Raw genomic sequence first — 22,200 nt, forward strand, 5'->3', positions numbered from 1 at the left:
TCCCAGAACGTGCCCACATGACCAACGTTGCCCGATCCTCTGGCGTTAATTCTATATGTACTGACCTGCCCATTTCGCCTCCTTGATTTGGAGGCTATGATAGTATAATTATTTAACGGACGCAACACTAGATTGACTATTTGTTCCATATTTGTTCGATCGTGCTTTTCCTTGTCCATTTGCCAACATATAGGATGCAGCCGATACCACATTTGGAGGCGCTTGCCCCATGTCATCAAGGCATAGAAGGCAGTCGCAATGGTTTGTCGCAATTGCTTCGAGCGCATTGTCTGTCGCTCTCCATGATGTGATGAACCCGTGGAGGCCTCCTCCTCCACAGATGCTTCCTGCAATTTTGGCTAGAGTTGATTTCCCAACGGAAGAATCGGCAACGAAGTTGAAGCCTCCAGATCCCAAACCAATCAGCTCGAGCAAGGGAGCTGCAAATGCTGAAGATACTGCGAATTGCAGGCGGTTGTTTCCGATACAGTATCTGCCAATATTGCTTTTCCATTCTTCCAATGTTCCAAGTTGTGAGAACAAATTTTCGGTGGGTAGGCTTTGGAGCACCACCTCTTCCTCTGAGTTTCCATAGTTTGAGGATGGTAGCACAAACAAATCTCCATGCCATCCAATTCTAGGGACACATAGCACTCTTTTTTCGATATATGTCGACGTAAGATAGTCATAAAGTCTATATTTTGAGTTATACTCTGAAGATAAATGAAGTCCTAAGCTCAAAAGATGTGAAATGCACGCATCTTTTTTTGAAGTCATATGCATCGGCATAGACCATCTATGTAAAATTTTGTCTGGATCTTGAATTTCAAGTAGACGCCCCCAGTCTTCACTATCAATATTTCGAGTCATTGCGATTATAGATATGGGAGAACAGATATACTCGAATTTTATATTGTCTTCGTAATCGGTGCTCATGTAGTATACACCGTCCGATTTGCATACGTAAGGACTTTCGTTGGTATTGGCCAAAGGCAGAGCTGAGTTGATCTGATCGCGGACTGCCTCAAGCCCCTCAAGACGTCTTAACTCGTTGAAATTTTGTGATTTTGATGGATTTTCCTTGAACGTTGGGATCACAAAATCCGCTTTAATTTTTTTAGCTGCTTCGAAGGCATCTGTCTTTTGGATGTCAGTGGACTTTATCTGTTCATTATTTCCGACAATAATAATTCGCGTTCGAGGATTATTTCCTCGAATTTTTTGGGCAACAGGAAGGAAATTGGAAGAAATAAATGTTATAATAACATTATATCCTGTTGCTTCATGGACGGACGCTGCTGATTCATAGTCTTCACAAATAACAATAGATTCTTTTTTGCCTTGTAATTTAAAAAAATGAAAATGTATCATTCCATCTTTTAAAAAACTTTTTTGGCCATTATTAAAAATATATTGTAGTGATTGAATTTTTCCTAAATTATTAAATAAAGGTATTATAATAGTTTTTTTTGTTTGTCGTAGACCATATGATTTGATCTGCTTACTTTTAAGGTATATATTATCAACATCAACTTCTGTTGCAGAACTCCATTGTTTTTGAGCTTTTTGTGCTGCGCGTTCTTGTAATTTTTTTTGGTGATAAATTTCTATTGAATGGGCGTCTTCAATATTAAGTTTGAATTTTTTTTGTTTGCTCTTGCTTAGCGTTTTAATATGATGTGATAACCATATTCCCTTTTGGTTTGTTCTCCAGTCTCCATAATAGCCTCCCAAAAAACCATCCTCATTTCTCAACAATTGGAAATATCCTGTGAGGTCGTCTGCTGAATTAGTCGAAAATCGCTGGATATCGTTTGAAATAATTATTTCTCTAGGGAAAAGGCCTTTTTCTTCGAGGTGTTCTTGAAATTTTGAAATAGTTGCGTAGTCTTGTAATTCAATATTTTCCTGGGAAGTCATTTCAGGGCTTGTCGACATAATAACCTGGTTTTTCATGCATTTTTTCATAAATACCTCATTTATGAATTTGTATGCCGCCTTGCCTTTCTTCGGGAAAAAGAATAAAGAAAAATTCTCTAGGTTTCACTTTTTCTTTTTTGAGAAAGTCAGGTTAGCAGGGTGAATTTTTACCTGCAAAAAGTCGGTAACTACGCAATAGTTGCCGACTTTTTTTGGGAATTACTCATATTTCGATCCCGTGATCGATGAGATGGCGTATGTCAGTTGCTCTCCACGCAACGGTTCTCCTACTTAAGCGTACCGGCTGGGGATAAATTCCGCTCCGAACCCCTGCCCACCATGTTGACTTGCGGATGGGGAGATACTGAAGGACTTCCGAGGCTCGCAATAGACCATCAGCAGGGAGTTCGCGGACAACTTCAGAATTTACGCTCATGTTTACTCCTTTTTTAGATTATTCTGGATCAGTTCGAACCAAGCTGGAGTAAAATTTCGCATGTACCCGGTGGGTAGACACAAGAGGACAAAAAAATATTTTTTTAAATTCAAAACATCTTTAACCCCATTAATTAATTATGTTTATCTGTGTATGCTTCACCGTATACAAAAAAACTTCTGTATACCCCAATAAAATCGTTAAAATTTTCGGCTTAGTTCCGTGGTCTAATGCTCCCGTCTCTCGGGCGAGTGAGAATCTTGGGGGAGAATGTTCCTTCGTTTATGACGAGTACAAAAAAAACCTGATCCAGATGCTATGGATCAGGTTTTATTGACACTTATCAAAATTTTGGTAAGTGAATTTTAGGAAGTCAACTAGCAGTTTAGCAGTTAGTGTACCTGGGTTGTAAGTGACATCGAACAACCGATAATCTCAAAGAGAATTTTAATGGATCCTAAAAAACCAATAAATCGTGATGCAAAAGATGTTGATGAAATAAAAAAACTCAGAGAGATGTATTCAAAGGCGGTATCAGCCCGGTATTCCCGTGAGTATTTGGCTAGACTAAGGTTTATCTGCGAAGATGGACACCTGTCGCCTTTCAATCGAAATTTGATTTTCAGTCAAAAACCGGGTGCAACAATGGTTGCAAGTGAAGAACAATGGTATATAAAACATAAACGTTTTTTGAATATAAATGCAGTTCCTATAGCAATAATAAGAATAGGATGTCCGGTTCAATTTGTTTATGATATAAGCGACACATCTGTTATAAGTGGTTATGAAGACATTCTTTCAAAGAAAAGTAACAACAATCATAAAAAAACAAAAAATAAAATTGATTTGTATACTGAAAATCTAATCAATGGTATTGATAAGTATCATGTAAGTGTTGTTCATAATTATAATTATGGATTAAATTTGTCAGGTGAAATAAAAAGATTAGATCGTACAGTTGTAAAAAAAATAGATACCGTTAGTGATGTTTTGAGTAAGAAAGAGTCTACTGAATATAAAAGAGAAATCAGGTATGAACTAGCTATTAATCCAAGATTAGACAATGAAATGAAGTTGGCTACGATGATCCATGAAGTGGGGCATCTTTTTTGTGGGCATTTGGGAAAAATAGAAATAGTTGGTGGGTTACTTGAATCGTTGGGTAACGAGAATCTTGCAATAGATGTCAAGGAATTCCAGGCGGAATCACTTTCTTTTATTGTTTGTAATCGACTTGGGATTTCGACTTCCTCAGAAAAATTTTTAAAATCATATATAGGGAAAAATAGTAATATTCCCGAAATTGATTTTAATCGTATGCTAAAAATAGCAGGAATTATTGAATCAATGTGCAAGAATACAGGGAAGAAAAAATAGTTATCTATTTTACGATATTATTTTTTATCTTCTCGATACATTTGCTCTAGTAAAATTTTTCCTGCTTTAGCATACCTAGATCCTGTCGTTTTATATGTGCCTAAATCAACGATTTTTTTATTTAAAATTTTACCAATTTTAATATTAGGAAACCTTTTGCTCTTTAAAAAAGCAGCTATTGCTCGATTTTTCGTAATCGATTTGTCAAAATGTTCAAGGAAAGGAGGGAAGTCTTCAAATACATGAACTCTTCTTGTTGAAGTTTTGCATAATTCTTGAAATTTCTCGGTGCCTTCGAAATATTTTTGTGACTCATTCACAATAGATCTTTTGATGTCAAAATTCCTTATTCCATGTTCTTTGAACCATTTTACTTTTTGTCTTTGTTTCTCTTCTCTCGTTCCCGAAAAGGGCGGCATATAAATATATTCAGGATACTTATCTTCACGCTTGATTTTATTAGATGAAACTTTTTGCATCTCATAATACGATCTGGCCGCTTCTTTTAACATAGGATGTTTTTTTTCGTAGGGCCATATACTGGTTTCGAGAGCGAACGCAAAATTTTCTGGAGGAATAATTTCACAATACATTGCGAATGATATCTCTCCATCTTTAGATTCAAAAGGGTCATAGCTACGTTGAAAAGTTTTTTTTAAAAAATCATCTATTTTATATAATTTCTTTTCTTTAATATATCTCTTGTAGGTTTCTGTTTCAAGATCATCATAGAGCATCATATTTATGATATCCTTCCAATCAACATTCCAGCGACTGCAAAGATCAAGTCCATTAAGAAATTTGCATTGATTTATATGTGGGACGCTGTAGTTTGAATTTTCGTTTTTCATGTTAACATGCTTATTTACTTGCAAATACTAGAAAAAAAGCGGTTTTTTGATGTTTTTTTTGTGTGGGTGATCAATTGAGGTGACATCTTTCCTGACACAGGGGGCCGTTGCTAAAAGTCTACAGGGCATGCGAAGGCTAGGTAGTCAAGACTGAGAAACGCAGAGAAACACCCAAAGGCCTCGGCGTTCGGTGTTGATTGGCTAGGTTTCGTATGCCATCCCGGTCTCTAAAGGTGGAAAACGCATGCTGGTATAGCCGGCTAACTCATACAAAATAACGAAGAATCAAAAAGTTTGCTGTTTTCTTAAAAAGTATGTGCTTTCAGTGAGTCTAAATAATCAGCCCAATATTGCATCATCTTTGTTCGCTCGGGCAGGTATTGTGCATAGTTATAAGCTGCACGGCTTTTGTTCTTTTCTGCATGAGCCAACTGTTTTTCAATAGCATCAGCGAGCCAACCTTGTTCGTTGAGCAGAGTGCTTGCCATTGCTCTGAAACCATGACCGCATATGATGTCTTTGGGATAGCCGATTCTTCGCAGGGCTTGGTTGATAGTATTTTCGCTCATAGGCTTTCCATTTGAGCCATGAGAAGGAAATACATAGTCACCTCTGCCAGTTAACGGCTTTGTTTCTTCGAATATTTTGCAAGCCTGCTGACTTAAAGGAACCACATGCAGCTGCTTCATCTTCATTTTTTCAGCAGGAATTTTCCACACTCTTGCTTCAAGATCAATTTCGAGCCATTCTGCGTGTCGCAATTCTCCCGGTCGTACAAATGCGAGTGGAGCTAGCTTGAGGGCTTGGCGGGTAATAAACATGCCTGGATATTGATCAATTTTACGGAGAAGCTCTCCAATTTGTTTTGGATCTGTGATGGTTGGAAAATTTTTCGTTTTGGAAGGAGGAATGGCACCACGAAGGTCCGCCGTTATATCACGTGAGGCCTTTCCTGTTGAGACTGCATAGCGGAATAGTTGCCCGCAAATTTGTTTAACTCTGCGCGCTAGTTCTAGATGACCACGGGTTTCAATTTTGCGCAGACAGGCCAATAGTTCGGGAGGCTCGATATCCTTTGCTGGACGATTACCAATGTAAGGGAAGATATTGCTTTCAAGTCTGTAGATGATTGTGTCAGCATGCTTATCTGTCCAAGTGTGACGATACTTTTTGTGCCACTCACGACCAATTTCTTCCACTGTTTCGCCCACAAAGTATTTTTGTAATTTTCTGAAAGTTGAGGGATTTTTTCCTTCATGCAGCAAATCAAGCATCGCACGATGCTCTTCGCGGGCTTTTTTTAATGAGACTTTGGGGTATATCCCTAAGCTGATTTGCTGGGACTTCCCTTGAAATTTATATCGAAAGCGCCATCTTTTGGACCCTTTTTGGGGTACTTCCAAGAAAAGTCCACCTTGATCATGGATCTTGTATCCTTTTTTGCCATCTTCCGGAGGTGGGAGCTGCTTAATCTGAATATCTTTGAGCATATCTTGAACCCTCTGTTTTTGCAGATAGTAAAGATAAAAATAGGGCAACTTTTTCCAAAAATGATTGAAAAGGAAAAGTTGCCCTACTTGTTGCCCCATTTTTTTGATGGCTGTCAATGGATTAACTTGGATTATTATGGAAAAGAAAACCCGATTTTTCCTTTATTTACAAATATCTTGGAATAATCGGGTTTTCTTTGGAAGTACAAATGGCGGAGAGGGTGGGATTCGAACCCACGTACCCTTGCGGGTAACTCGATTTCGAGTCGAGCGCGTTACGGCCGGACTTCGCTACCTCTCCATTATGTTAGGGGCTTTCAGCGGTGATTTTCTGCCCCTGGTGGTGATTTTCACGTTTTCACTAATGAAATCACTGATGAGAAAGATCGCTGGATGTTTCGGAGGCTGTTTTGGAAGCAGCTTTTCTTTGTGCGCGCCGCTTTTTGAAAAAATCGGTCAGCAAGCGGCTGCATTCATGTTCCCGGATTCCTGAGACCACCTCGAAGTGGTGGTTGCTAAAAAAAAGATTGGCCCCCTGCATGCGCGAGGTGATGGCACCGGTTTTTGGATCGCCTGCCCCGTACACCACTCTTTGGATGCGCGCATGGATGATCGCGCCAAGACACATGAGACAGGGTTCAAGCGTAACTACCAGCGTGGTTCCCGGGATGCGGTAATTTTTCCTGCAAAGGCATCCCTGGCGGATGGCCAGGATTTCCGCATGGGCTGTTGGATCATGCAGGGTGATACTCTGGTTGTATCCCTGGCCGAGGATCTGTCCGTCACTGTCAATGAGAACCGCACCAACCGGGATCTCATCCTTTTTTGCCGCATGTTGTGCCTGCAACAATGCCAGATCCATGGGTTCATCCCAGCTGGACCAACTGCCTGGAGGTGACTCCTTAATGAATTCCATAACGGGAGGCAAGGGGTATCTCGCGCTGGGAGAAGGGTTCCATCGGCCTATAATCTACGCAGGTATTGAATACCCCGTTCCATGAGCGCCGTGCCCAGGATGGTTGTTTTCCCCCGGGTCCAGGCAGGGTGGTTGGTGGGGTGGTTGTACGCCTCGGGATGGGGCATGAGTCCTAAAATTCGTCCCGAAGGATCGGTCAGTCCTGCGATGGCCAGGGGAGAGCCATTGGGATTTTCCGGATAGTTCTGAGTCGGTTTTCCGGTATTGGGGTCAATATACTGCAGGGCGATCAGGTTGGCCTGTCTCAGCTCGGTCAGCACGTGTTCGTTTTTGGCGATGAGTTTGCCTTCACCATGGCGTACCGGCAGGTAGAGCTGATCAAGTCCCTTGGTGAACACGCAGGGAGAATCGGGATTGCACCTAAGATGCACCCAGCGGTCTTCAAACCGTGCTGAATCATTGTGACTCAAAGAGACCTGACGTTCAAAATATCTTCCGCCGGCGGCAGGAAGGAGTCCGAGTTTGACCAGAAGCTGGAATCCATTGCAGATGCCAAGAATGATTCCCTGGGAGGCCAGAAATTTTTTGATCTCTTCCTCAAGGGAAATCCCGGAGACTGTCCTGGCGTATCGCCATCTCAGGGCTGCTGCCTGGGCTGCGCCCAGTTCATCACCATCAAGGAATCCTCCCGGAAAGATGATGAAATTGTAGTCGGTCAGCGAGTATGTTTCCGCGACGAGATCGGAAAAATAGGCGATATCGGTCTGGTCGGAACCGGCTTTTTGAGCGGCAAAAGCACTTTCCTTTTCGCAATTGGTACCGTATCCGGTAATGACTAAGGTTTTGACCTTGGCCATCGATCCTCCTGGAGTGTGTACAATAAAGACACCCGGTGAAAATCAGGGTGTTTTTGATATTTTCACAAAAGACAAAACGGTCTTCCCAAATAGCTTTCATGGATACAAGAAGCAAGGAATATTTGAAGTTTCAAGATTCTTGACAATGTGAAAAATCATTGTCTAATGACTCCAATGCTCGACAGCCTGTATTCGTCTTTTTGGGTGGGCCGCACGGTAGTGGTGGCCCATTATTTTATGTAATGATTATGCCGGAACATGAACTTGCGGGGAAGTATGAAAACCAAATTTATTTTTGTCACAGGGGGGGTTCTGTCCTCCCTTGGTAAGGGATTGGCGGCCGCTTCTTTGGGCACCTTGCTCAAGGCTCGGGGGCTGAACGTGACCATCTTGAAACTCGATCCCTACATCAATGTCGATCCCGGGACCATGAACCCTTTCCAGCATGGAGAGGTTTACGTGACCGACGACGGGGCGGAAACCGATCTCGATCTCGGGCATTACGAACGGTTTCTCGACCAGCATCTCGGTCAGGCCAATAATTTTACCTCCGGCAGAATCTACCATACGGTCATTTCCAAGGAACGGCGGGGAGATTATCTCGGGGGCACCGTGCAGGTCATTCCGCACATCACCGATGAGATCAAATCCTCCATTTTAAGTGTTGCCAACGATGATCTGGATGTAGCCATCGTTGAAATCGGGGGAACCATCGGTGATATCGAAGGCCAGCCCTTTCTCGAGGCCATCCGGCAGCTCCGAACCGATCTTGGCAAGGACAACGTGCTCTACATTCATCTCACCCTGGTCCCCTACATCAAGACGGCCGGCGAGATCAAAACCAAGCCCACGCAGCATAGCGTCAAGGAACTGCGCAGCATCGGTATCCAGCCCGACATCATCTTGTGCCGGTCCGAAATCGACCTGAGCGACGAGATCAAGGCCAAGATTTCCCTGTTCTGCAATGTGGACAAGGACGCGGTATTTACGGCTATCGACGTCGAGAGCATCTATGATCTCCCCATGAGTCTCTACGACGAGGGTGTTGATCAGAAGATAGCCATTCTGCTCAGACTTTCCGCCAAGAATCCGAACCTGCATACCTGGGAAAATCTGGTCAGGAAAATCCACAATCCTTCGGGTCGGACATCCATTGCCATTGTCGGCAAGTATGTGGATCTCAGAGAGGCCTATAAGAGTCTGCACGAGGCCCTGGTCCATGGTGGAGTAGCCAATGATTGTGCCGTTGATCTGATCTATGTCAATTCCGAAGAGATCACAGCCAAAAATTGTTCCAAGAAATTGGCCGGGGTCAAGGGAATCCTGGTGCCGGGGGGATTTGGCAATCGGGGGGTTGAGGGAAAAATCCAGACCATCAAATATGCCCGTGAAAACAAAATCCCCTTTTTCGGGATTTGTCTGGGCATGCAATGTGCTGTCATTGAATTTGCCCGTAATGTGCTCAAGTATGAAAAAGCCAATTCCGAGGAATTTGATGAAAACACCCCGTATCCGGTCATCTATCTGATGAAGGAATGGTTTGACGTTCACAAGCAGAGTTTGCAGGTTCGGCACAGAGAATCCGAGAAGGGTGGAACCATGCGACTGGGGGCCTATCCCTGTATCATTAAAAAGGACACCTTGGCCTATGAGGCCTATCAGCAGCGTGAAGTGAGCGAACGGCACAGACATCGTTTCGAATTCAACAAAACCTATGCGGATGCCTTCGAAGCTGGAGGAATGATCTTGAGTGGGTATTCCCCTGACGAGACCCTGGTCGAGATCGTGGAATTCAAGGATCACCCCTGGTTTGTGGGCTGTCAGTTTCACCCTGAGTTTAATTCAAACCCATTGCACGCTCATCCCCTGTTTCGTGAATTTGTCAGGGCGACCATTGAGTACAAAAAATAATTCTTTTATATGACAAACGAACTCTTCAACCTATCGTCCACAGGACACTTCATCATAGCGGGCCCGTGTGCTCTGGAAAGCTTCGAACTTGCCAGGGATACTGCCTTGGAGCTCGCCGCCATTTCCAGGGAGCTTGGGCTGCCGGTTATCTTCAAGAGCTCCTTTGACAAGGCCAATAGAACCTCGGTGACCAGCTTCAGGGGCCCCGGGCTTAACAAAGGGCTGGATTGGCTTGGGCAGATCAGGGAGCAGAGCGGTTTGCCCATCATAACGGATATCCATCTTCCCGAGCAGGCCGCCAGGGTGGGTGAGGTCGCAGATGTCCTTCAGATTCCTGCTTTTTTGTGCCGTCAGACCGATCTTTTGCTGGCAGCGGCACAGACCGGAAAGATCGTCAATGTGAAAAAAGGGCAATTTCTTGCTCCCTGGGATATGAAGCAGGTTGTTGAAAAGATGCGCTCGGTGGGACACCAGATGATCTGGCTTACCGAGCGGGGGGCAGCTTTCGGGTACAATAATCTTGTGGTCGATTTCAGATCCCTGGCCATTATGAAGGACTTTGCCTGTCCGGTCATTTTTGACGCCACCCATTCGGTACAGATTCCCGGTGGTCAAGGGCATGCCTCGGGTGGGCGCAGGGAATATGTTCCCCTGCTGGCCCGGGCGGCAGCTGCCGCAGGATGCAGTGGGATTTTCATGGAAGTTCATCCTGATCCGGATAATGCCCTGTGTGACGGTCCCAACAGCTGGCCCCTTGAAAAAACCAGGATCCTGCTCAGGGAATTGATGTCCCTGTGGAGTGTGCCTCATGCCTGCTAAAAAGCGTGCCGCCGGGATTCGCATGCTCGTTCTCGATGTCGACGGGGTCTTGACCGACGGTGGATTGTACTATGATCAGGAAGGAAGAATCCTGAAGCGATTCAATGTCCAGGATGGTTTGGGCATCAAGCTGGCCCAGCGCGCGGGGATTGCCATCGGAGTCATCTCCGGTCTCAATTCCCGGGCTGTTGCAACCCGGGTCGAAGAATTGGGCATTGAATACTACTATCCCGGCCACCATCACAAAATTCCGGTTCTTAAGGAAATCAGTGAAAAATCAGGAATATCCTTTGCACAAATGGCCTATGTGGGGGATGATTGGGTCGATGTCGGGCCCATGGAGGTTGTCGGCCTGCCCATGGCGGTTGCCAACGCCCAGCCCGAAATCATGAAACTGGCCCTTTGGACCTCACAGTACCGGGGAGGGCACGGGGCCGTCAGAGAGGCCATTCGCTTCATCCTCGAATCCCAGAATGCTCTGGATCGACTCTGGCGAACCTGGGCTGATTGATCGAGTATGAAAAAAACGATTCTCTTTCTCCTTGCCGTCGCTCTTTTAGGGATTACCTTGGTCATACGGTATGCCCGAGAAGACGTCCCGGTAGTCAAAGAGAAATCCTCGGTGGATATGGATCTCTCCTTGCAGGGCATTGTGTTGCGTCAGGGCAGGGGTGGACGCCTTTTGTGGACGCTTAATGCCACGCATGCGGATTACCAAAAGGAACAAGGTGTTGTCATGGTCACCGATCCTGATATCGTCTATTTCCAGGAAGGGGAAAATGATCCCGTGTATGTCACCGGTGATCATGGAAGGATCGATCAGAAAAACGATCAGGCCGATATCTGGTCCAACGTGGTTGTCCTGCATCAGGGAAGCCGCTTGATCACGCAACGTCTTCACTATAATGGTACCAATTCGCAGCTTTCTTTCAAAGACCGTGTGGAAGTTCATAAGGATGATATGGTTTTGACAGCGGATACGGGCTTAGTGGAACTTGAAACAAAAAATCTCAAGGCCCATGGTCATGTGCAGGCGGTAGTCGTGACCCAGTCAAACCCCATCCAGCAATGATAGTACCTTACTCGTGAAAGTCTGCCATAAAAAACAAGAAAATTTTATAACCGCTTGAACTTAAAACTTAAAATCTAAAACCTCAAACTGCGGCTTGGCCGCATTAGTAATGGTAGCTGCCTGTCTTTTAGATATTTTGTTCTGTTGTAAATTTTTTATTTTGTGGTTGTTCTACAACCGTAACATGGTAGTGTACCCAAGCCCTGTCATAAACATGGCGTGAGGACGTCTTCATGAAAACCTGTTTGCTTTACACCATCGTCGCAGCCGCAACGATCTGTTTATGGTCGGGATGGGCAGCTGCCGAAGAAACCAAAGTGCCCACCACCATCACCTCAAGCAGCATGTATTACAATCCGGATCACAACGAGGTTGTTTTTGAAGGCGATGTCCATGTGGTGCGTGAGGATTTTCAGCTCTGGTCCGATAAGCTGATCATCTATTTTTCAGAGAATAATCAGGCCGATGGGCCAGAAACGGCAGGTACAAACAAAAATCCCGAGCAGGATCTTTCCAACGTGGAAAAAATCGTTGCTCTGAAAGATGTTCGTTTTGAAAGTCAGGGTAAACGCGGGTTTTGTGACAAAGCGATTTTTTTCCAAAAAGAGGAAATGCTCCAGATGGAAGAGAATCCACGCCTTGAGGATGGCAAGAACAAGATCAGTGGAGAGATCATCAAACTCTATATCCGTGAGAATCGCAGTGAAGTCGTTGGCGGCAAAAAACGGGTCGAGGCGATTTTCTTTTCCCGGCCGGATCAGGTGAAGTGATTCTATGGCGATTCTCAGGGCTCATGATCTTGTCAAGATTTTTGGTAAAAAGCAGGTCGTCAAGGGGATAACCATCCAGGTCGAAGATGGAGAGGTCGTTGGTCTGCTTGGTCCCAATGGTGCCGGAAAAACCACAACCTTTTACATGCTCGTCGGGATCATTCGCCCCAATGGGGGATCGGTTTTTATCGGAGACCAGGAGATCACCCATTGGCCCCTGCATCGACGGGCCAAGAGCGGGATCAGCTATCTTCCCCAGGAAAGTTCGATCTTCAAGAAGTTGACTGTCCGTCAGAACCTGATGATCATTCTTGAATATACCGGGTTATCCAAAAAAAATCGCAATGAAAAAGCTGACCTGCTCCTTGAGCAACTCGGGATATCCCGTCTTGCGGATCAGAAGGCGGCCTTTTTGTCCGGTGGGGAACGCAGACGGTTGGAGATAGCCCGGGCCTTGATCCAGGAACCCACCTTCATTTTACTGGACGAACCATTTGCCGGAATCGATCCCCTGGCCGTGGAGGATATCCAGCAGATTATCCGGTCGTTGCGGGATCTGGGTATCGGCGTACTCATCTCGGATCACAATGTCCGAGAAACCCTCAACATCTGTGATCGGGCCTCTATTGTGTATGATGGACAGATCATCCTTGATGGAAAGCCCGAACAGATAGTGGACGATCCCAAGGCCCGTCAGATTTATCTTGGAGAAGATTTCAGACTTTAGGTGATTGCAAGAGGGCTTCTTCTGTGGCACAAGTTACATAGTGGCAATCTTGATGATTTTCGCATTTTATTGAAATAATTCATGGCATCTTTTTACTACGGGCAACGTGCAGTTCCCGGGCAGTCCTTCCGCGACGAGACTACTTATGGCTTTGGAATTACGACAGAATCTCAAGCTCACCCAACAATTGGTCATGACACCGCAGTTGCAGCAGGCGATCAAGCTCTTGCAACTTTCCCGGGTCGAGCTTCTTGATGTGATTCAGGAAGAACTGCTTGAAAATCCCTTGCTCGATGAACAGGCCTTGGGTGAGAACAAGGGGGATCAGGAAAAAGACCAGGAGCCTGAAAAAAAGGGGCAGGACGAGCGCAAGGAGTTTGCAACAGAAGAGAAGGATTTTCTCAAGAATGCGGAATGGGAAGATTATCTCGGAGATTTTTCAAGCACCACCAGGCAGGTTCAGGGGTACGAGAGTGAATCATTGGAAGAGATCAGCTCCTATGAAGGGCGGGTCTCGGCAAAGCCTTCCCTTGAGGGACATCTTCTCTGGCAGCTCCATCTTTCCGATATCAATGAGGAAGACTGCCGTATTGGGGAGCTGATCATCGGCAACCTGACCTCGTCGGGCTATCTGGCTACGCCTGTAGATGACCTTGCCAAACAGCTTCAGGTAACCACTGAGGAATTGGAACGTGTTCTCGATGTTGTCCAGCATTTCGACCCGTTAGGCATCGCGGCTCGTACGGCTAAAGAGTGTCTACACATTCAGCTCGATGCCGTGGGGGATAATGATCCTATTCTTCGTTCCCTGATCGAGGATCATCTCGAGGATATTGAACAGCGCAGATACAAGCCTCTTTTGCGCAAGTTCAAGCTTTCCAAGGACGATCTCAAGGAATATCTTGACGTGATAACCTCGCTCGATCCTCTGCCCGGTGCGAGTTATGGATCGTCCACCTCTGTCTATGTCAGCCCGGACGCCTATGTGTACAAGTATGACGATGATTTCATCATTGTTCTCAACGATGATGGGTTGCCGAAACTGCAATTGAATCCTTTTTACATGGAAACCATGCAGGGCAAGACGACCAAGGAGGATTCCTCGTATCTTCATGAAAAAATGCGTGCGGCCCAGTGGCTGATGAAGAGTCTGCAGCAGCGTCAGCGTACACTTTTCAAGGTGGTTGAAAGTATTCTCAAGTTCCAGCATGATTTTTTCGAGCACGGGTCATCACGACTCAGGCCTCTTATCCTCAAGGATGTGGCCGCAGACATCGATATGCACGAGTCAACCGTGAGCCGGATCACGACCAACAAGTATCTGGCCACGCCGCATGGTATTTACGAACTCAAATATTTTTTCAACAGCGCGCTTGATCTCGATGATGGCTCACAGGTCGGCTCAGAAAGCGTCAAAGTGGCCATCAAGAAGATCATTGAACAGGAAAATCCCAAGAAACCCCATAGCGATGAAAAGATTTCCAAAATGCTCAAGGATATCCTTGAAGTGAATATAGCGCGCAGGACAGTGGCCAAATATCGTTCGGCCCTTAATATTGAATCGTCTTCCAGACGGAAGAAGTTTTTTTGATTTCCAGGGAAACGTGTTTTCTGAGAGCGAACGGAATCTTTCTTGGAGCCGTCTTTCGGGCTGCATAGATGTGTTGTCATGTACCCACCTTAATCCAGGAGGTATTCTATGAATATGAGCTTCAACTTCAAGAACTTTGAACCTTCGGATCATCTGCGCGAGTATGCAAAAGGGCGTTTTGGCAAACTTGCCAAGTATGTGCCCAATTCGGAGAATGCAGATCTCCAGGTCAATCTTGAAGTGGAAAAATTCCGTCATCGGGCCGATGTGGTTCTCACCGGTGACAACCTCCGATTATCGGCTAATGAGCAGAGTGAGGACATGTACTCTACAGTCGATTTGTTGCTCGACAAGATTGAAGCCCAGGTCCGGCGTTCTCGTGACAAGGGTAAGAAAAACAGGAAAAAGGGGGGAGCTGGAAAAATCGATCTCGATATGCTGGATGAGAGTGAACCTGTAAAACAGGCTCCAACCATTGTTCGCTCTGATCGCTTTTCCCCCAAGCCCATGGGAGTGGATGAAGCGGCCATGCAGCTTGACAATCTCGAAGATGATTTTCTGGTTTTTTTCAATGCTGAAACAGAACGGGTCAATGTGATCTATCGCCGCAAAAACGGAGATTTTGGTCTTATCGATCCTGGGATTTAATACATGAAACTTGCTGATTTTATCGATGACGAATGTGTAATCGCAGATTTACAGGCCAGGACCAAGGAGGAGGTCCTGGCCGAACTTATTGAACCGCTCAAGAGCGCCTGGCCCGGTCTTCCTCAAGATAAGATTCTTTCAGTTCTTCGTGACAGGGAAAAACTCGGGACCACGGGTATCGGAGACGGTATTGCCATTCCTCATGGCAAACTCGAGGGGATCCAGGACGTTAAACTTGTTGTTGGCCGTTGTGTCGAGGGACTTGATTTCAAGGCCCTGGATCACAAACCCTGCCGGATTTTTTTTCTTGTTCTGGCACCGGAAAATGTTGCCGGCATGCATCTGCGGATTTTGGCCCATATATCCCGTCTTCTCCAGGACGCATCCTTCCGGCAGGCGTTTCTCGAGGCACCTGACCGGTCCACCTTGTGCAACCTGCTCAAAGAGGTCTAGCTTGTGAGTCCCAGCCATCCCCCTGTTGTCATTGTGACCGGTCTTTCAGGTGCAGGTAAAAGTACGGCCCTCAATGTGCTGGAAGATCTCGGTTTCTTTTGTGTCGATGGGCTTCCGGTGAGTATCGTCACCGCCTTGGTCACCTTGTTTTCAGGTGAGAAGACCTGTAAATACAGGGGGATTGCCCTTGGAATGGATCTTCGACAGGTCGACTTCATGGAGCAGTGGCTGCTTGCCAAGAAGGAATTGGACAAGCTTGGTGTAACCCCGAAGATTCTTTTTATCGAGGCCGCAACCGAGGTCCTGCTGCGCCGCTATGCCACAACGAGGCGTCCTCATCCCCTGGAGTCCAGGGAAGCAGGATTGGAGCAGGCCATTGACAAGGAGCAAGAAATCCTTGCTCCCATCAGAGAGAGTGCCGATCTTGTGGTGGACACGAGTGAATATTCGGTTCATGATTTGCGCCGCATAATTCAGGAGCAATGGAATTTTTTCAAGAAAAGTGCCTCCGGCTTCAGGGTGCATCTCATCTCTTTTGGGTTTAAATACGGGGTTCCGGCAGAGGCGGATAATGTCTTTGATCTGCGATTTTTGCCCAACCCCTATTTTGATGAGAAGCTTCGGTCTTTTTCCGGCAAGGATGACGCTGTGGCCGCCTATGTGCTTTCCGAGGATTTTGCCAGAAAATTTATGGACAACCTCAAGCATTTTTTGACCTTTTTGTTGCCGTTGTATGCCAACGAGGGGCGGTATCGATTGACCATTGGTTTTGGCTGTACAGGAGGCCGTCACCGGTCCGTGACGGTTACGGAATTGATGTACACGTTTTTGCGCCAAAAGGGATTTATCGTCTCCCTTGAGCATCGTCATTTGGAACTTGGCTGATGCATGAGGGCAGGGGCCATGGATGGATTTTGGCCATATCACGCCGGTGAATAGGGCTCGCAAACTTTATCCAAGCAAAAAGCGACATGCGAATAGATTCAGGGCCAAGGAGCTGTTTATGCCCATTTGTGGAGTATGATTGAATGATTGGTATTGTATTGGTAACCCATGGCGAACTCGGACGCATGTTACTCGAGACGGCCAGCGGAATTGTCGGAGAGACACCCTGTTGCCGTGCTGTGGCCATTGACACCACCAAGGATATGGACGCCATTCTGGCCGAGGTCAAAAGTGCGGTCAAAGAATGTGATCAGGGCCAGGGTGTTTTGGTCCTGACCGACATGTTTGGCGGAACACCGACGAACATCAGCCTTTCTCTGCTTGTTGTGGGCAGGCTCGAGGTGGTTACCGGGGTTAATCTTCCTTTGCTTCTCAAGGTGCTCGGCAATCGTGAAACTGAATTGCCAAAACTTGCATCGGAAGCCAAATCAGCCGGCAAGCAGGGAATTCTGGTCGCCGGCGAGGTGCTGCGCAGGAGGGTTGAGGCATAAATGCTCTGGGTTCGCATCGACAATCGTCTCGTTCATGGCCAGGTTATTGAAACCTGGCTGCCTCACACCAAGGCTCGAACCATCATCGTGGTCAACGATGAATTGGCGGACGACATGTTGCGCCAGGAAATCATGCAACTGGCCATTCCGCAGGACATCACACTGGCTTTTTCGAAGGTTACCAAGGCGGATCATGCCATAGCCAATGCTCGCAGGGCCCGGCAGAATGCATCCATTCTTCTGCTTTTTTCCACCTGCAGTGATGCCCGAACCGCCTATACCCACGGCGTCAGCTTTACCCAGCTGAACATCGGCAATCTTCACTATGGCCCTGGCAAAAAACAGGTTTGTGATCATGTGGCCCTGGGTAAAGAGGATATCACCTGTTTGAGATTTTTTTCCAATCAGGGGATCAATCTTGATTTCAGGTGTATTCCCACCAAGCCCGTTCAGGTAACGTCATGGTAGAACTCGGCGTATCCGGATTCGCCGTGCTGGCGGCAGGGAGTTTTTTTTTGCCGTTTTTTCCCTGTTCAAGTTCTGTATAAGCCTGCAATTATTGTCCAGACCCTTGGCAGCAGGTTTTTTCTGGTCCCTGTGCACCGGTTCCCCAGCGATCGGTCTTTCAGTGGCCTTTTTCTTCGAGCTGTTCTGGCTTGATATCATTCCCGTGGGAACCTTCATTCCCCCTGCAGGGCTCTTTTCCACGATCGCCTCCTTAAGCCTCATTCAGGTGCTTGGAATCAGCCATCCCGGTAAAATCTTCGTTGTCCTGACCGCCACTATCCCTTTTGCCGCGTTTATGGCCTGGCTCGAGTCCAGGCAGCGTCTCTGGCAGAATAGAGAGTTCAATCTTCTGGTTGTTTCCACCCGAAAAGGGAATGCCAGGCTTTTTGTCCCTGGAAGCTATATTCGCAAGGGGATTGTTCAATCCTTGTTACTTCAGGGGGGTATGTCGCTGGTCATTCTCCTTCCCCTCGCAGTGATCCTTGACCATCTTCTCCCTTACGTTCAACCTGTTCCCTGGATATCCTGGCCGTTTTTATGGCTGGTGGCCAGTCTCGGCGGCGTCATCGCCATGCGATTTCGAAGGGCTTATATGTACATGACCACCGCTATCATCCTGGTCACGTTCATTCTGTGGGCCGGATTGACGCTCTAAGATCCGGGCCCGCGACTTCGTGAATGGTTGTCTCATTGCCCGGGTTTTTTTATCCTGTTTTTTCTCGCGTTTTTTTCACGTATTTTTCGTACATGATCCATTTCCTGTGCCGCCATCCCGTATCCGCAGCTTTTTGTCCGTTTCATACGTTTTGGCGGTGGCGGGCTTTTTAGGGATATCCCTCATGATTTGGTGGACTCAATAGAGGTGAATTAGATGTTTTTTTCACGATAATCAGATTGTTATCATGAAATACAAAAATTGTTCATTTTACCCCTTATAACCGCTTGGCAGTGGCGATCTATTGTGATATTTGGCACAAGCGTTCTTCATGCATAGGATTCCATTTCTACTGATGAAGTAAATTTTTTTCTTTCAATTGAGGAGGTTAATCATGGCAGTGTATGTATTTGGTCACAAGAATCCCGATTCTGACACCGTTTGCGGCGCCATTGCTCTTGCCGATCTGCAGAGCAAACTTGGCGTAGAAGCCACCCCTGTCACCCAGGGAAAAATCAATCCTGAATCCGCCTTTATTCTGGAAAAGTTTGGTGTCGCTGTTCCTGAAGTCAAAACCTCTTTTGCTGGCGAAAAAGTCATGCTCGTGGACCATTCCGATCTGGCTCAGAGCCCTGACGATCTGAAGGAAGCCGAAATTCTCGGCATTGTCGACCATCACAAGCTTGGCGACGTGACTACCCCCAATCCTCTGGAATGCTGGATCTGGCCTGTTGGTTGTTCCTGTACTGTCCTGAAGGCCATGTATGATTTCTACAATGTCGAGATCCCCAAGAGTATCGCCGGTCTCATGCTTTGCGCCATCCTGAGTGATACCGTTATCTTCAAGTCCGCCACCTGCACGGAAAAGGACAAGAAGGCTGCTTCAGAACTGGCCAAGATCGCTGGTGAAACCGACCTTCAGGCCCTGGGCATGAAGATGTTCGAAGTCAAGTCCGCCATCAAGGGCACACCCATGCGTGAACTCGTCGAACGTGACTACAAGGATTTCAACATGAATGGCAACAAGGTCGGCATCGGTCAGCTCGAACTGGTCGATCTCGCTCTGGTCGCCGACATCAAGGAAGACCTGGCCAAGGATATCCAGGCCCTCAAGGAAGAAGGCAATCGTCATTCCGTATTCCTGATGCTCACCGACATCATGAAGGAAGGAACCGAATTGCTCATCGTCTCCGACGACGAATCCGTGGTCGAAAAAGCCTTTGGTGCCAAGCCCGAAGGCGGCAGGGTCTGGTTGGACGGCGTCATGAGCCGGAAAAAACAGGTCGTGCCTAATTTCGAAAAAGCCTTTGCCTAGAAATTCCTCGCTGCTGTAACAACGAAAAGGCCCTTGCGGATTTCCGTAGCGGGCCTTTTCGCGTTACTATGCTTGGTGATGCTCTGGAAAAACCGATTGCCTCCCCTGGATTTTATCTTTACATCGGATTTTCCCATCACATGGAGGTAAGGAGTGATAATGAGCGATAATCTGGATTCCTTTCTGGACGATCTGCAAAATCGTGTCTTTGAAGACACCCGCGAAAACATGGGTGAAGAAGTGTACAAGCGGTGGCGCAACCCCGTTCATCTTGAAAAGATGGATGATCCTTCATCCTGGGCCGCTCTGACGGGCAGCTGCGGCGATACGATCACCATCTATCTGCGTATCGAGAATGATGTGGTCAGCAAGGCCCGGTTTGAAACCACGGGATGTGGTTCAAGCCAGGTCAGTGGGGAGGTGGCCTGTGAGTATGCTCAAGGAAAGACGGTGGAACAGGCCGGCATGCTCGATGGCAAGGATGTGCTTGAAACCCTGGGTGGGTTGCCGGAAGAGAACGAACATTGCGCCTATCTTGCAGCCGAAACCCTGCGTGAGGCGGTGCGCAAGTATTTGGAGAAGGATGGAAAGTAGGGGAGAAGTGCGCAGGGCTCAGTGTGCAGGGCTCAGTGTGCAGGGCTCAGTGCGCAGTATGCAGCAAAGGCGGGGGCAACGCGTGGATTTTTCAGGGGTTTGATAGAGTGAATACGTAAAGTGAGTGGCTGGTTATGGCGGTATGTTCCAATCTGCGCACTGAGTACTGCGCACTGCGCACTCGTGATATCTGTCTTTGGACCTTTGTTCTCTGCTTCCTGTCTCCTGTTTCCCGTCTCCTTTTCTCCCCATGTCTTTTTGGGGTCCGCATCGAAGGGTCAGGATCACGATTTCTCCCGGACAATTGAATCTCACTGGAACGCCTGAAACCCCGACGCCGTTACTGGTATATCCCTGCATCTTTCCCTCTGACCAGTGGCCGGAGCAGACACGGCGCGGGGCCTTGCAATGGGTGAATACAGCGCCTATGCGGGGAATCCGGATCTGTCCTCCGTGGGTATGGCCCGTCAGATATAAATCGGCCTTGTGGCACACCTTGTTGTAGAGTTCCGGGGAATGGGCCATGAAAATGGTGCATGCCTCTTTCGGGATGTTTTCAAAGGTCTGGTCGAGGTCGGCGCATTGGTAGTAATGGGGATCATCGGTCCCGGCAATCCACAGGGACTCATCATGCTCTTCAATACACAGAGCATCGTTGACAAGGACCTGAACGCCCATTTGAGTGAGGGCGTCTGTCATCTCGATGCAATCGTGATTGCCCAGAATCGCGATGATTCCATGGCGTGACCTGATCGCCCCAGTGACCATCTCAAGACGGGTCAGACAATCCCGATAATTGCCATAGGTGGCCATGCGGTAATCCCCGCCAAGCAGGCACAGATCCACCTCGATTTTGGGGAGCAGACTGACCAGTCGTTCGGAAAGCCCGGGCAATCCGTCGAGGTGCAAATCACTCATGAAAAGAATGCGAAAACCTTCAAGGTTTTTGGGCAGCCTGTCGAGCTCCACGGTCATTTTTGTGGTTTGAAAACACAGGGCATTGGCCTTTCCCTGGTCGTAGAGTCCGGTTGCCTTGAACACCGCCTGGATGATCAGGTGATAGTAGATGGCATCTTCAAAATGGGTGAAGCTGCGCCAGAAGCGGGATTCAAGATGACAGGAGCAGAATTCCTTGGCCAGAATCCTGGGTTTCAGGGGGCGGGGGTAGGAAGCGTACCTGGTGGTTGCTGTGCGCAAAAATGCCTTGTAGATCCGTGAACCCACATACGCGCCGATACAAAATGCGATCAGCAAAAAAATTATTTCCAGCCAGGCCAGGTCAAACCGGTACGTGAGAAAGGCGAGGGGCAGCAATCCTTCCACCCCCTGGTCCAGGCCGGGGAAGTCGTTGCCGCTGGCTACATCAAGACGCCGTTTGACAAAGCTGGAAGCAAGATCACCCATCATGCTCAGGACAGCGCACACAATTCCTGTCCCAATCGTCAGCCCCAGGACATATCCCCAAAAAGCCCCGGCACATATTGCAGCTGCAAGTCCTCTGAAGGTCTTGTGAGGCCCCAGAAAGGGTTTTTGGTCCCTCCATGTTCGTCCCCCGTCAATGGGCGCGTTGCCCGTGTCGTCAAGAAAGAAGGCGGCAAGAGGTGGAGCGAAATTGATAAGCCAGAGCAGAAAAAGAATTTTCAGATAAAGAAGCATGATCGCAGGTGGTATAAAGGTTGGAGAATCCGCTTCGTCATTTGCTACTGGTTTTCACCCCAGGTGACAATAGCAGCTTGAAGGATTTGGTTTTTTTGCACCGGGACTTTTCTTTGTGGCTGTGAAGGTGTATACGATTGAAGAGAAGGAACGGTCAAAAAGTCATCACGGATACCCACGAATCACTTAGACACAAGGA

Annotated in this window: 23 protein-coding genes and 1 tRNA gene; 16 read left to right on the forward strand and 8 right to left on the reverse strand. The window is 47.1% G+C overall.

Annotated elements, in window-relative coordinates:
• Positions 1-108 precede the first annotated feature (108 nt).
• Complete coding sequence (locus ACTVJH_RS07795) at positions 109-1,956, reverse strand: DUF927 domain-containing protein (protein ID WP_455989160.1); 1,848 nt, start codon at positions 1,954-1,956, stop codon at positions 109-111.
• Between the two features lie 187 nt (positions 1,957-2,143).
• Positions 2,144-2,356: a helix-turn-helix transcriptional regulator gene (locus tag ACTVJH_RS07800; protein WP_455989162.1), complete on the reverse strand. Its 213-nt coding sequence runs from the start codon at positions 2,354-2,356 to the stop codon at positions 2,144-2,146.
• A gap of 450 nt (positions 2,357-2,806) precedes the next feature.
• On the opposite strand from ACTVJH_RS07800, the gene ACTVJH_RS07805 reads away from it, so the two are divergent.
• Positions 2,807-3,733, forward strand: coding sequence for an ImmA/IrrE family metallo-endopeptidase (locus ACTVJH_RS07805; RefSeq protein WP_455989164.1), 927 nt, complete (start codon positions 2,807-2,809; stop codon positions 3,731-3,733).
• Between the two features lie 17 nt (positions 3,734-3,750).
• Here the strand turns inward: ACTVJH_RS07805 and ACTVJH_RS07810 are convergent, their stop codons facing one another.
• From ACTVJH_RS07810 to ACTVJH_RS07830, 5 genes are all read right to left on the reverse strand, one after another.
• Positions 3,751-4,584, reverse strand: coding sequence for a hypothetical protein (locus ACTVJH_RS07810; RefSeq protein WP_455989166.1), 834 nt, complete (start codon positions 4,582-4,584; stop codon positions 3,751-3,753).
• Positions 4,585-4,889: 305 nt separating this feature from the next.
• Positions 4,890-6,191 (reverse strand): tyrosine-type recombinase/integrase, encoded by a 1,302-nt coding sequence (locus ACTVJH_RS07815; protein ID WP_455989168.1) that lies wholly within the window; start codon positions 6,189-6,191, stop codon positions 4,890-4,892.
• 93 nt (positions 6,192-6,284) lie between these two features.
• Positions 6,285-6,375 (reverse strand) — tRNA-Ser (locus ACTVJH_RS07820).
• Between the two features lie 69 nt (positions 6,376-6,444).
• Positions 6,445-6,990 carry a tRNA adenosine(34) deaminase TadA gene (gene tadA, locus ACTVJH_RS07825; RefSeq protein ID WP_455989170.1) on the reverse strand — a complete coding sequence of 182 codons (546 nt, stop codon included), beginning with the start codon at positions 6,988-6,990 and terminating at the stop codon, positions 6,445-6,447.
• 47 nt (positions 6,991-7,037) lie between these two features.
• On the reverse strand, positions 7,038-7,847 hold the full coding sequence (locus tag ACTVJH_RS07830; RefSeq protein WP_455989172.1) for a phosphoribosylformylglycinamidine synthase subunit PurQ: 810 nt from the start codon (positions 7,845-7,847) through the stop codon (positions 7,038-7,040).
• Positions 7,848-8,123: 276 nt separating this feature from the next.
• Here ACTVJH_RS07830 and ACTVJH_RS07835 point away from each other — a divergent pair, with 276 nt between their 5' ends.
• The 15 genes from ACTVJH_RS07835 (at position 8,124) to ACTVJH_RS07905 (ending at position 20,345) form a co-directional block, all read left to right on the forward strand.
• Positions 8,124-9,758: a CTP synthase gene (locus ACTVJH_RS07835; protein ID WP_455989174.1), complete on the forward strand. Its 1,635-nt coding sequence runs from the start codon at positions 8,124-8,126 to the stop codon at positions 9,756-9,758.
• Positions 9,759-9,767: 9 nt separating this feature from the next.
• A complete protein-coding gene (gene kdsA / locus ACTVJH_RS07840) occupies positions 9,768-10,577 on the forward strand; it encodes a 3-deoxy-8-phosphooctulonate synthase (RefSeq protein WP_455989176.1) in 810 nt (269 codons plus the stop codon).
• Complete coding sequence (locus ACTVJH_RS07845) at positions 10,567-11,088, forward strand: KdsC family phosphatase (protein WP_455989178.1); 522 nt, start codon at positions 10,567-10,569, stop codon at positions 11,086-11,088. Before kdsA ends, ACTVJH_RS07845 begins: the two co-directional genes overlap by 11 nt.
• 6 nt (positions 11,089-11,094) lie before the next feature.
• Positions 11,095-11,649, forward strand: a complete 555-nt coding sequence (lptC, locus tag ACTVJH_RS07850) for an LPS export ABC transporter periplasmic protein LptC (protein WP_455989180.1) — start codon at positions 11,095-11,097, stop codon at positions 11,647-11,649.
• 233 nt (positions 11,650-11,882) lie between these two features.
• On the forward strand, positions 11,883-12,419 hold the full coding sequence (locus tag ACTVJH_RS07855; protein WP_455989182.1) for an LptA/OstA family protein: 537 nt from the start codon (positions 11,883-11,885) through the stop codon (positions 12,417-12,419).
• Positions 12,420-12,423: 4 nt separating this feature from the next.
• Positions 12,424-13,146 carry an LPS export ABC transporter ATP-binding protein gene (lptB, locus tag ACTVJH_RS07860; RefSeq protein WP_455989184.1) on the forward strand — a complete coding sequence of 241 codons (723 nt, stop codon included), beginning with the start codon at positions 12,424-12,426 and terminating at the stop codon, positions 13,144-13,146.
• A 145-nt stretch (positions 13,147-13,291) separates the two neighbouring features.
• A complete protein-coding gene (gene rpoN, locus ACTVJH_RS07865) occupies positions 13,292-14,737 on the forward strand; it encodes an RNA polymerase factor sigma-54 (RefSeq protein ID WP_455989186.1) in 1,446 nt (481 codons plus the stop codon).
• Positions 14,738-14,845: 108 nt separating this feature from the next.
• Positions 14,846-15,385, forward strand: coding sequence for a ribosome hibernation-promoting factor, HPF/YfiA family (hpf, locus tag ACTVJH_RS07870; RefSeq protein WP_455989188.1), 540 nt, complete (start codon positions 14,846-14,848; stop codon positions 15,383-15,385).
• Positions 15,386-15,388: 3 nt separating this feature from the next.
• Positions 15,389-15,838, forward strand: a complete 450-nt coding sequence (locus tag ACTVJH_RS07875) for a PTS sugar transporter subunit IIA (RefSeq protein WP_455989190.1) — start codon at positions 15,389-15,391, stop codon at positions 15,836-15,838.
• Positions 15,839-15,841: 3 nt separating this feature from the next.
• Positions 15,842-16,723, forward strand: coding sequence for an RNase adapter RapZ (gene rapZ / locus ACTVJH_RS07880; RefSeq protein ID WP_455989192.1), 882 nt, complete (start codon positions 15,842-15,844; stop codon positions 16,721-16,723).
• 143 nt (positions 16,724-16,866) lie between these two features.
• Positions 16,867-17,274, forward strand: a complete 408-nt coding sequence (locus ACTVJH_RS07885) for a PTS sugar transporter subunit IIA (protein ID WP_455989194.1) — start codon at positions 16,867-16,869, stop codon at positions 17,272-17,274.
• Positions 17,275-17,742, forward strand: coding sequence for a PTS sugar transporter subunit IIB (locus ACTVJH_RS07890; protein ID WP_455989196.1), 468 nt, complete (start codon positions 17,275-17,277; stop codon positions 17,740-17,742).
• Between the two features lie 103 nt (positions 17,743-17,845).
• Entirely contained in the window at positions 17,846-18,436 is a 591-nt protein-coding gene (locus ACTVJH_RS07895) for a hypothetical protein (RefSeq protein ID WP_455989198.1), read from the forward strand.
• A gap of 394 nt (positions 18,437-18,830) precedes the next feature.
• A complete protein-coding gene (locus tag ACTVJH_RS07900; protein WP_455989200.1) occupies positions 18,831-19,751 on the forward strand; it encodes a manganese-dependent inorganic pyrophosphatase in 921 nt (306 codons plus the stop codon).
• 159 nt (positions 19,752-19,910) lie between these two features.
• Positions 19,911-20,345 (forward strand): iron-sulfur cluster assembly scaffold protein, encoded by a 435-nt coding sequence (locus ACTVJH_RS07905; protein ID WP_455989202.1) that lies wholly within the window; start codon positions 19,911-19,913, stop codon positions 20,343-20,345.
• A 132-nt stretch (positions 20,346-20,477) separates the two neighbouring features.
• Here the strand turns inward: ACTVJH_RS07905 and ACTVJH_RS07910 are convergent, their stop codons facing one another.
• On the reverse strand, positions 20,478-22,001 hold the full coding sequence (locus ACTVJH_RS07910; protein WP_455989204.1) for a CDP-archaeol synthase: 1,524 nt from the start codon (positions 21,999-22,001) through the stop codon (positions 20,478-20,480).
• Positions 22,002-22,200 lie beyond the last annotated feature (199 nt).

The sequence above is a fragment of the Desulfoplanes sp. PS50 genome (genome assembly GCF_053851535.1).

Coding starts and splice junctions, on each gene's coding strand:
- ACTVJH_RS07795 (WP_455989160.1), bottom strand. CDS start 1,956: ATGAAAAACCAGGTTATTATGTCGACAAGCCCTGAAATGACTTCCCAG.
- ACTVJH_RS07800 (WP_455989162.1), bottom strand. CDS start 2,356: ATGAGCGTAAATTCTGAAGTTGTCCGCGAACTCCCTGCTGATGGTCTA.
- ACTVJH_RS07805 (WP_455989164.1), top strand. CDS start 2,807: ATGGATCCTAAAAAACCAATAAATCGTGATGCAAAAGATGTTGATGAA.
- ACTVJH_RS07810 (WP_455989166.1), bottom strand. CDS start 4,584: ATGAAAAACGAAAATTCAAACTACAGCGTCCCACATATAAATCAATGC.
- tadA (WP_455989170.1), bottom strand. CDS start 6,990: ATGGAATTCATTAAGGAGTCACCTCCAGGCAGTTGGTCCAGCTGGGAT.
- ACTVJH_RS07830 (WP_455989172.1), bottom strand. CDS start 7,847: ATGGCCAAGGTCAAAACCTTAGTCATTACCGGATACGGTACCAATTGC.
- ACTVJH_RS07835 (WP_455989174.1), top strand. CDS start 8,124: ATGAAAACCAAATTTATTTTTGTCACAGGGGGGGTTCTGTCCTCCCTT.
- kdsA (WP_455989176.1), top strand. CDS start 9,768: ATGACAAACGAACTCTTCAACCTATCGTCCACAGGACACTTCATCATA.
- ACTVJH_RS07845 (WP_455989178.1), top strand. CDS start 10,567: ATGCCTGCTAAAAAGCGTGCCGCCGGGATTCGCATGCTCGTTCTCGAT.
- lptC (WP_455989180.1), top strand. CDS start 11,095: ATGAAAAAAACGATTCTCTTTCTCCTTGCCGTCGCTCTTTTAGGGATT.
- ACTVJH_RS07855 (WP_455989182.1), top strand. CDS start 11,883: ATGAAAACCTGTTTGCTTTACACCATCGTCGCAGCCGCAACGATCTGT.
- lptB (WP_455989184.1), top strand. CDS start 12,424: ATGGCGATTCTCAGGGCTCATGATCTTGTCAAGATTTTTGGTAAAAAG.
- rpoN (WP_455989186.1), top strand. CDS start 13,292: ATGGCTTTGGAATTACGACAGAATCTCAAGCTCACCCAACAATTGGTC.
- hpf (WP_455989188.1), top strand. CDS start 14,846: ATGAATATGAGCTTCAACTTCAAGAACTTTGAACCTTCGGATCATCTG.
- ACTVJH_RS07875 (WP_455989190.1), top strand. CDS start 15,389: ATGAAACTTGCTGATTTTATCGATGACGAATGTGTAATCGCAGATTTA.
- ACTVJH_RS07885 (WP_455989194.1), top strand. CDS start 16,867: ATGATTGGTATTGTATTGGTAACCCATGGCGAACTCGGACGCATGTTA.
- ACTVJH_RS07890 (WP_455989196.1), top strand. CDS start 17,275: ATGCTCTGGGTTCGCATCGACAATCGTCTCGTTCATGGCCAGGTTATT.
- ACTVJH_RS07900 (WP_455989200.1), top strand. CDS start 18,831: ATGGCAGTGTATGTATTTGGTCACAAGAATCCCGATTCTGACACCGTT.
- ACTVJH_RS07905 (WP_455989202.1), top strand. CDS start 19,911: ATGAGCGATAATCTGGATTCCTTTCTGGACGATCTGCAAAATCGTGTC.
- ACTVJH_RS07910 (WP_455989204.1), bottom strand. CDS start 22,001: ATGCTTCTTTATCTGAAAATTCTTTTTCTGCTCTGGCTTATCAATTTC.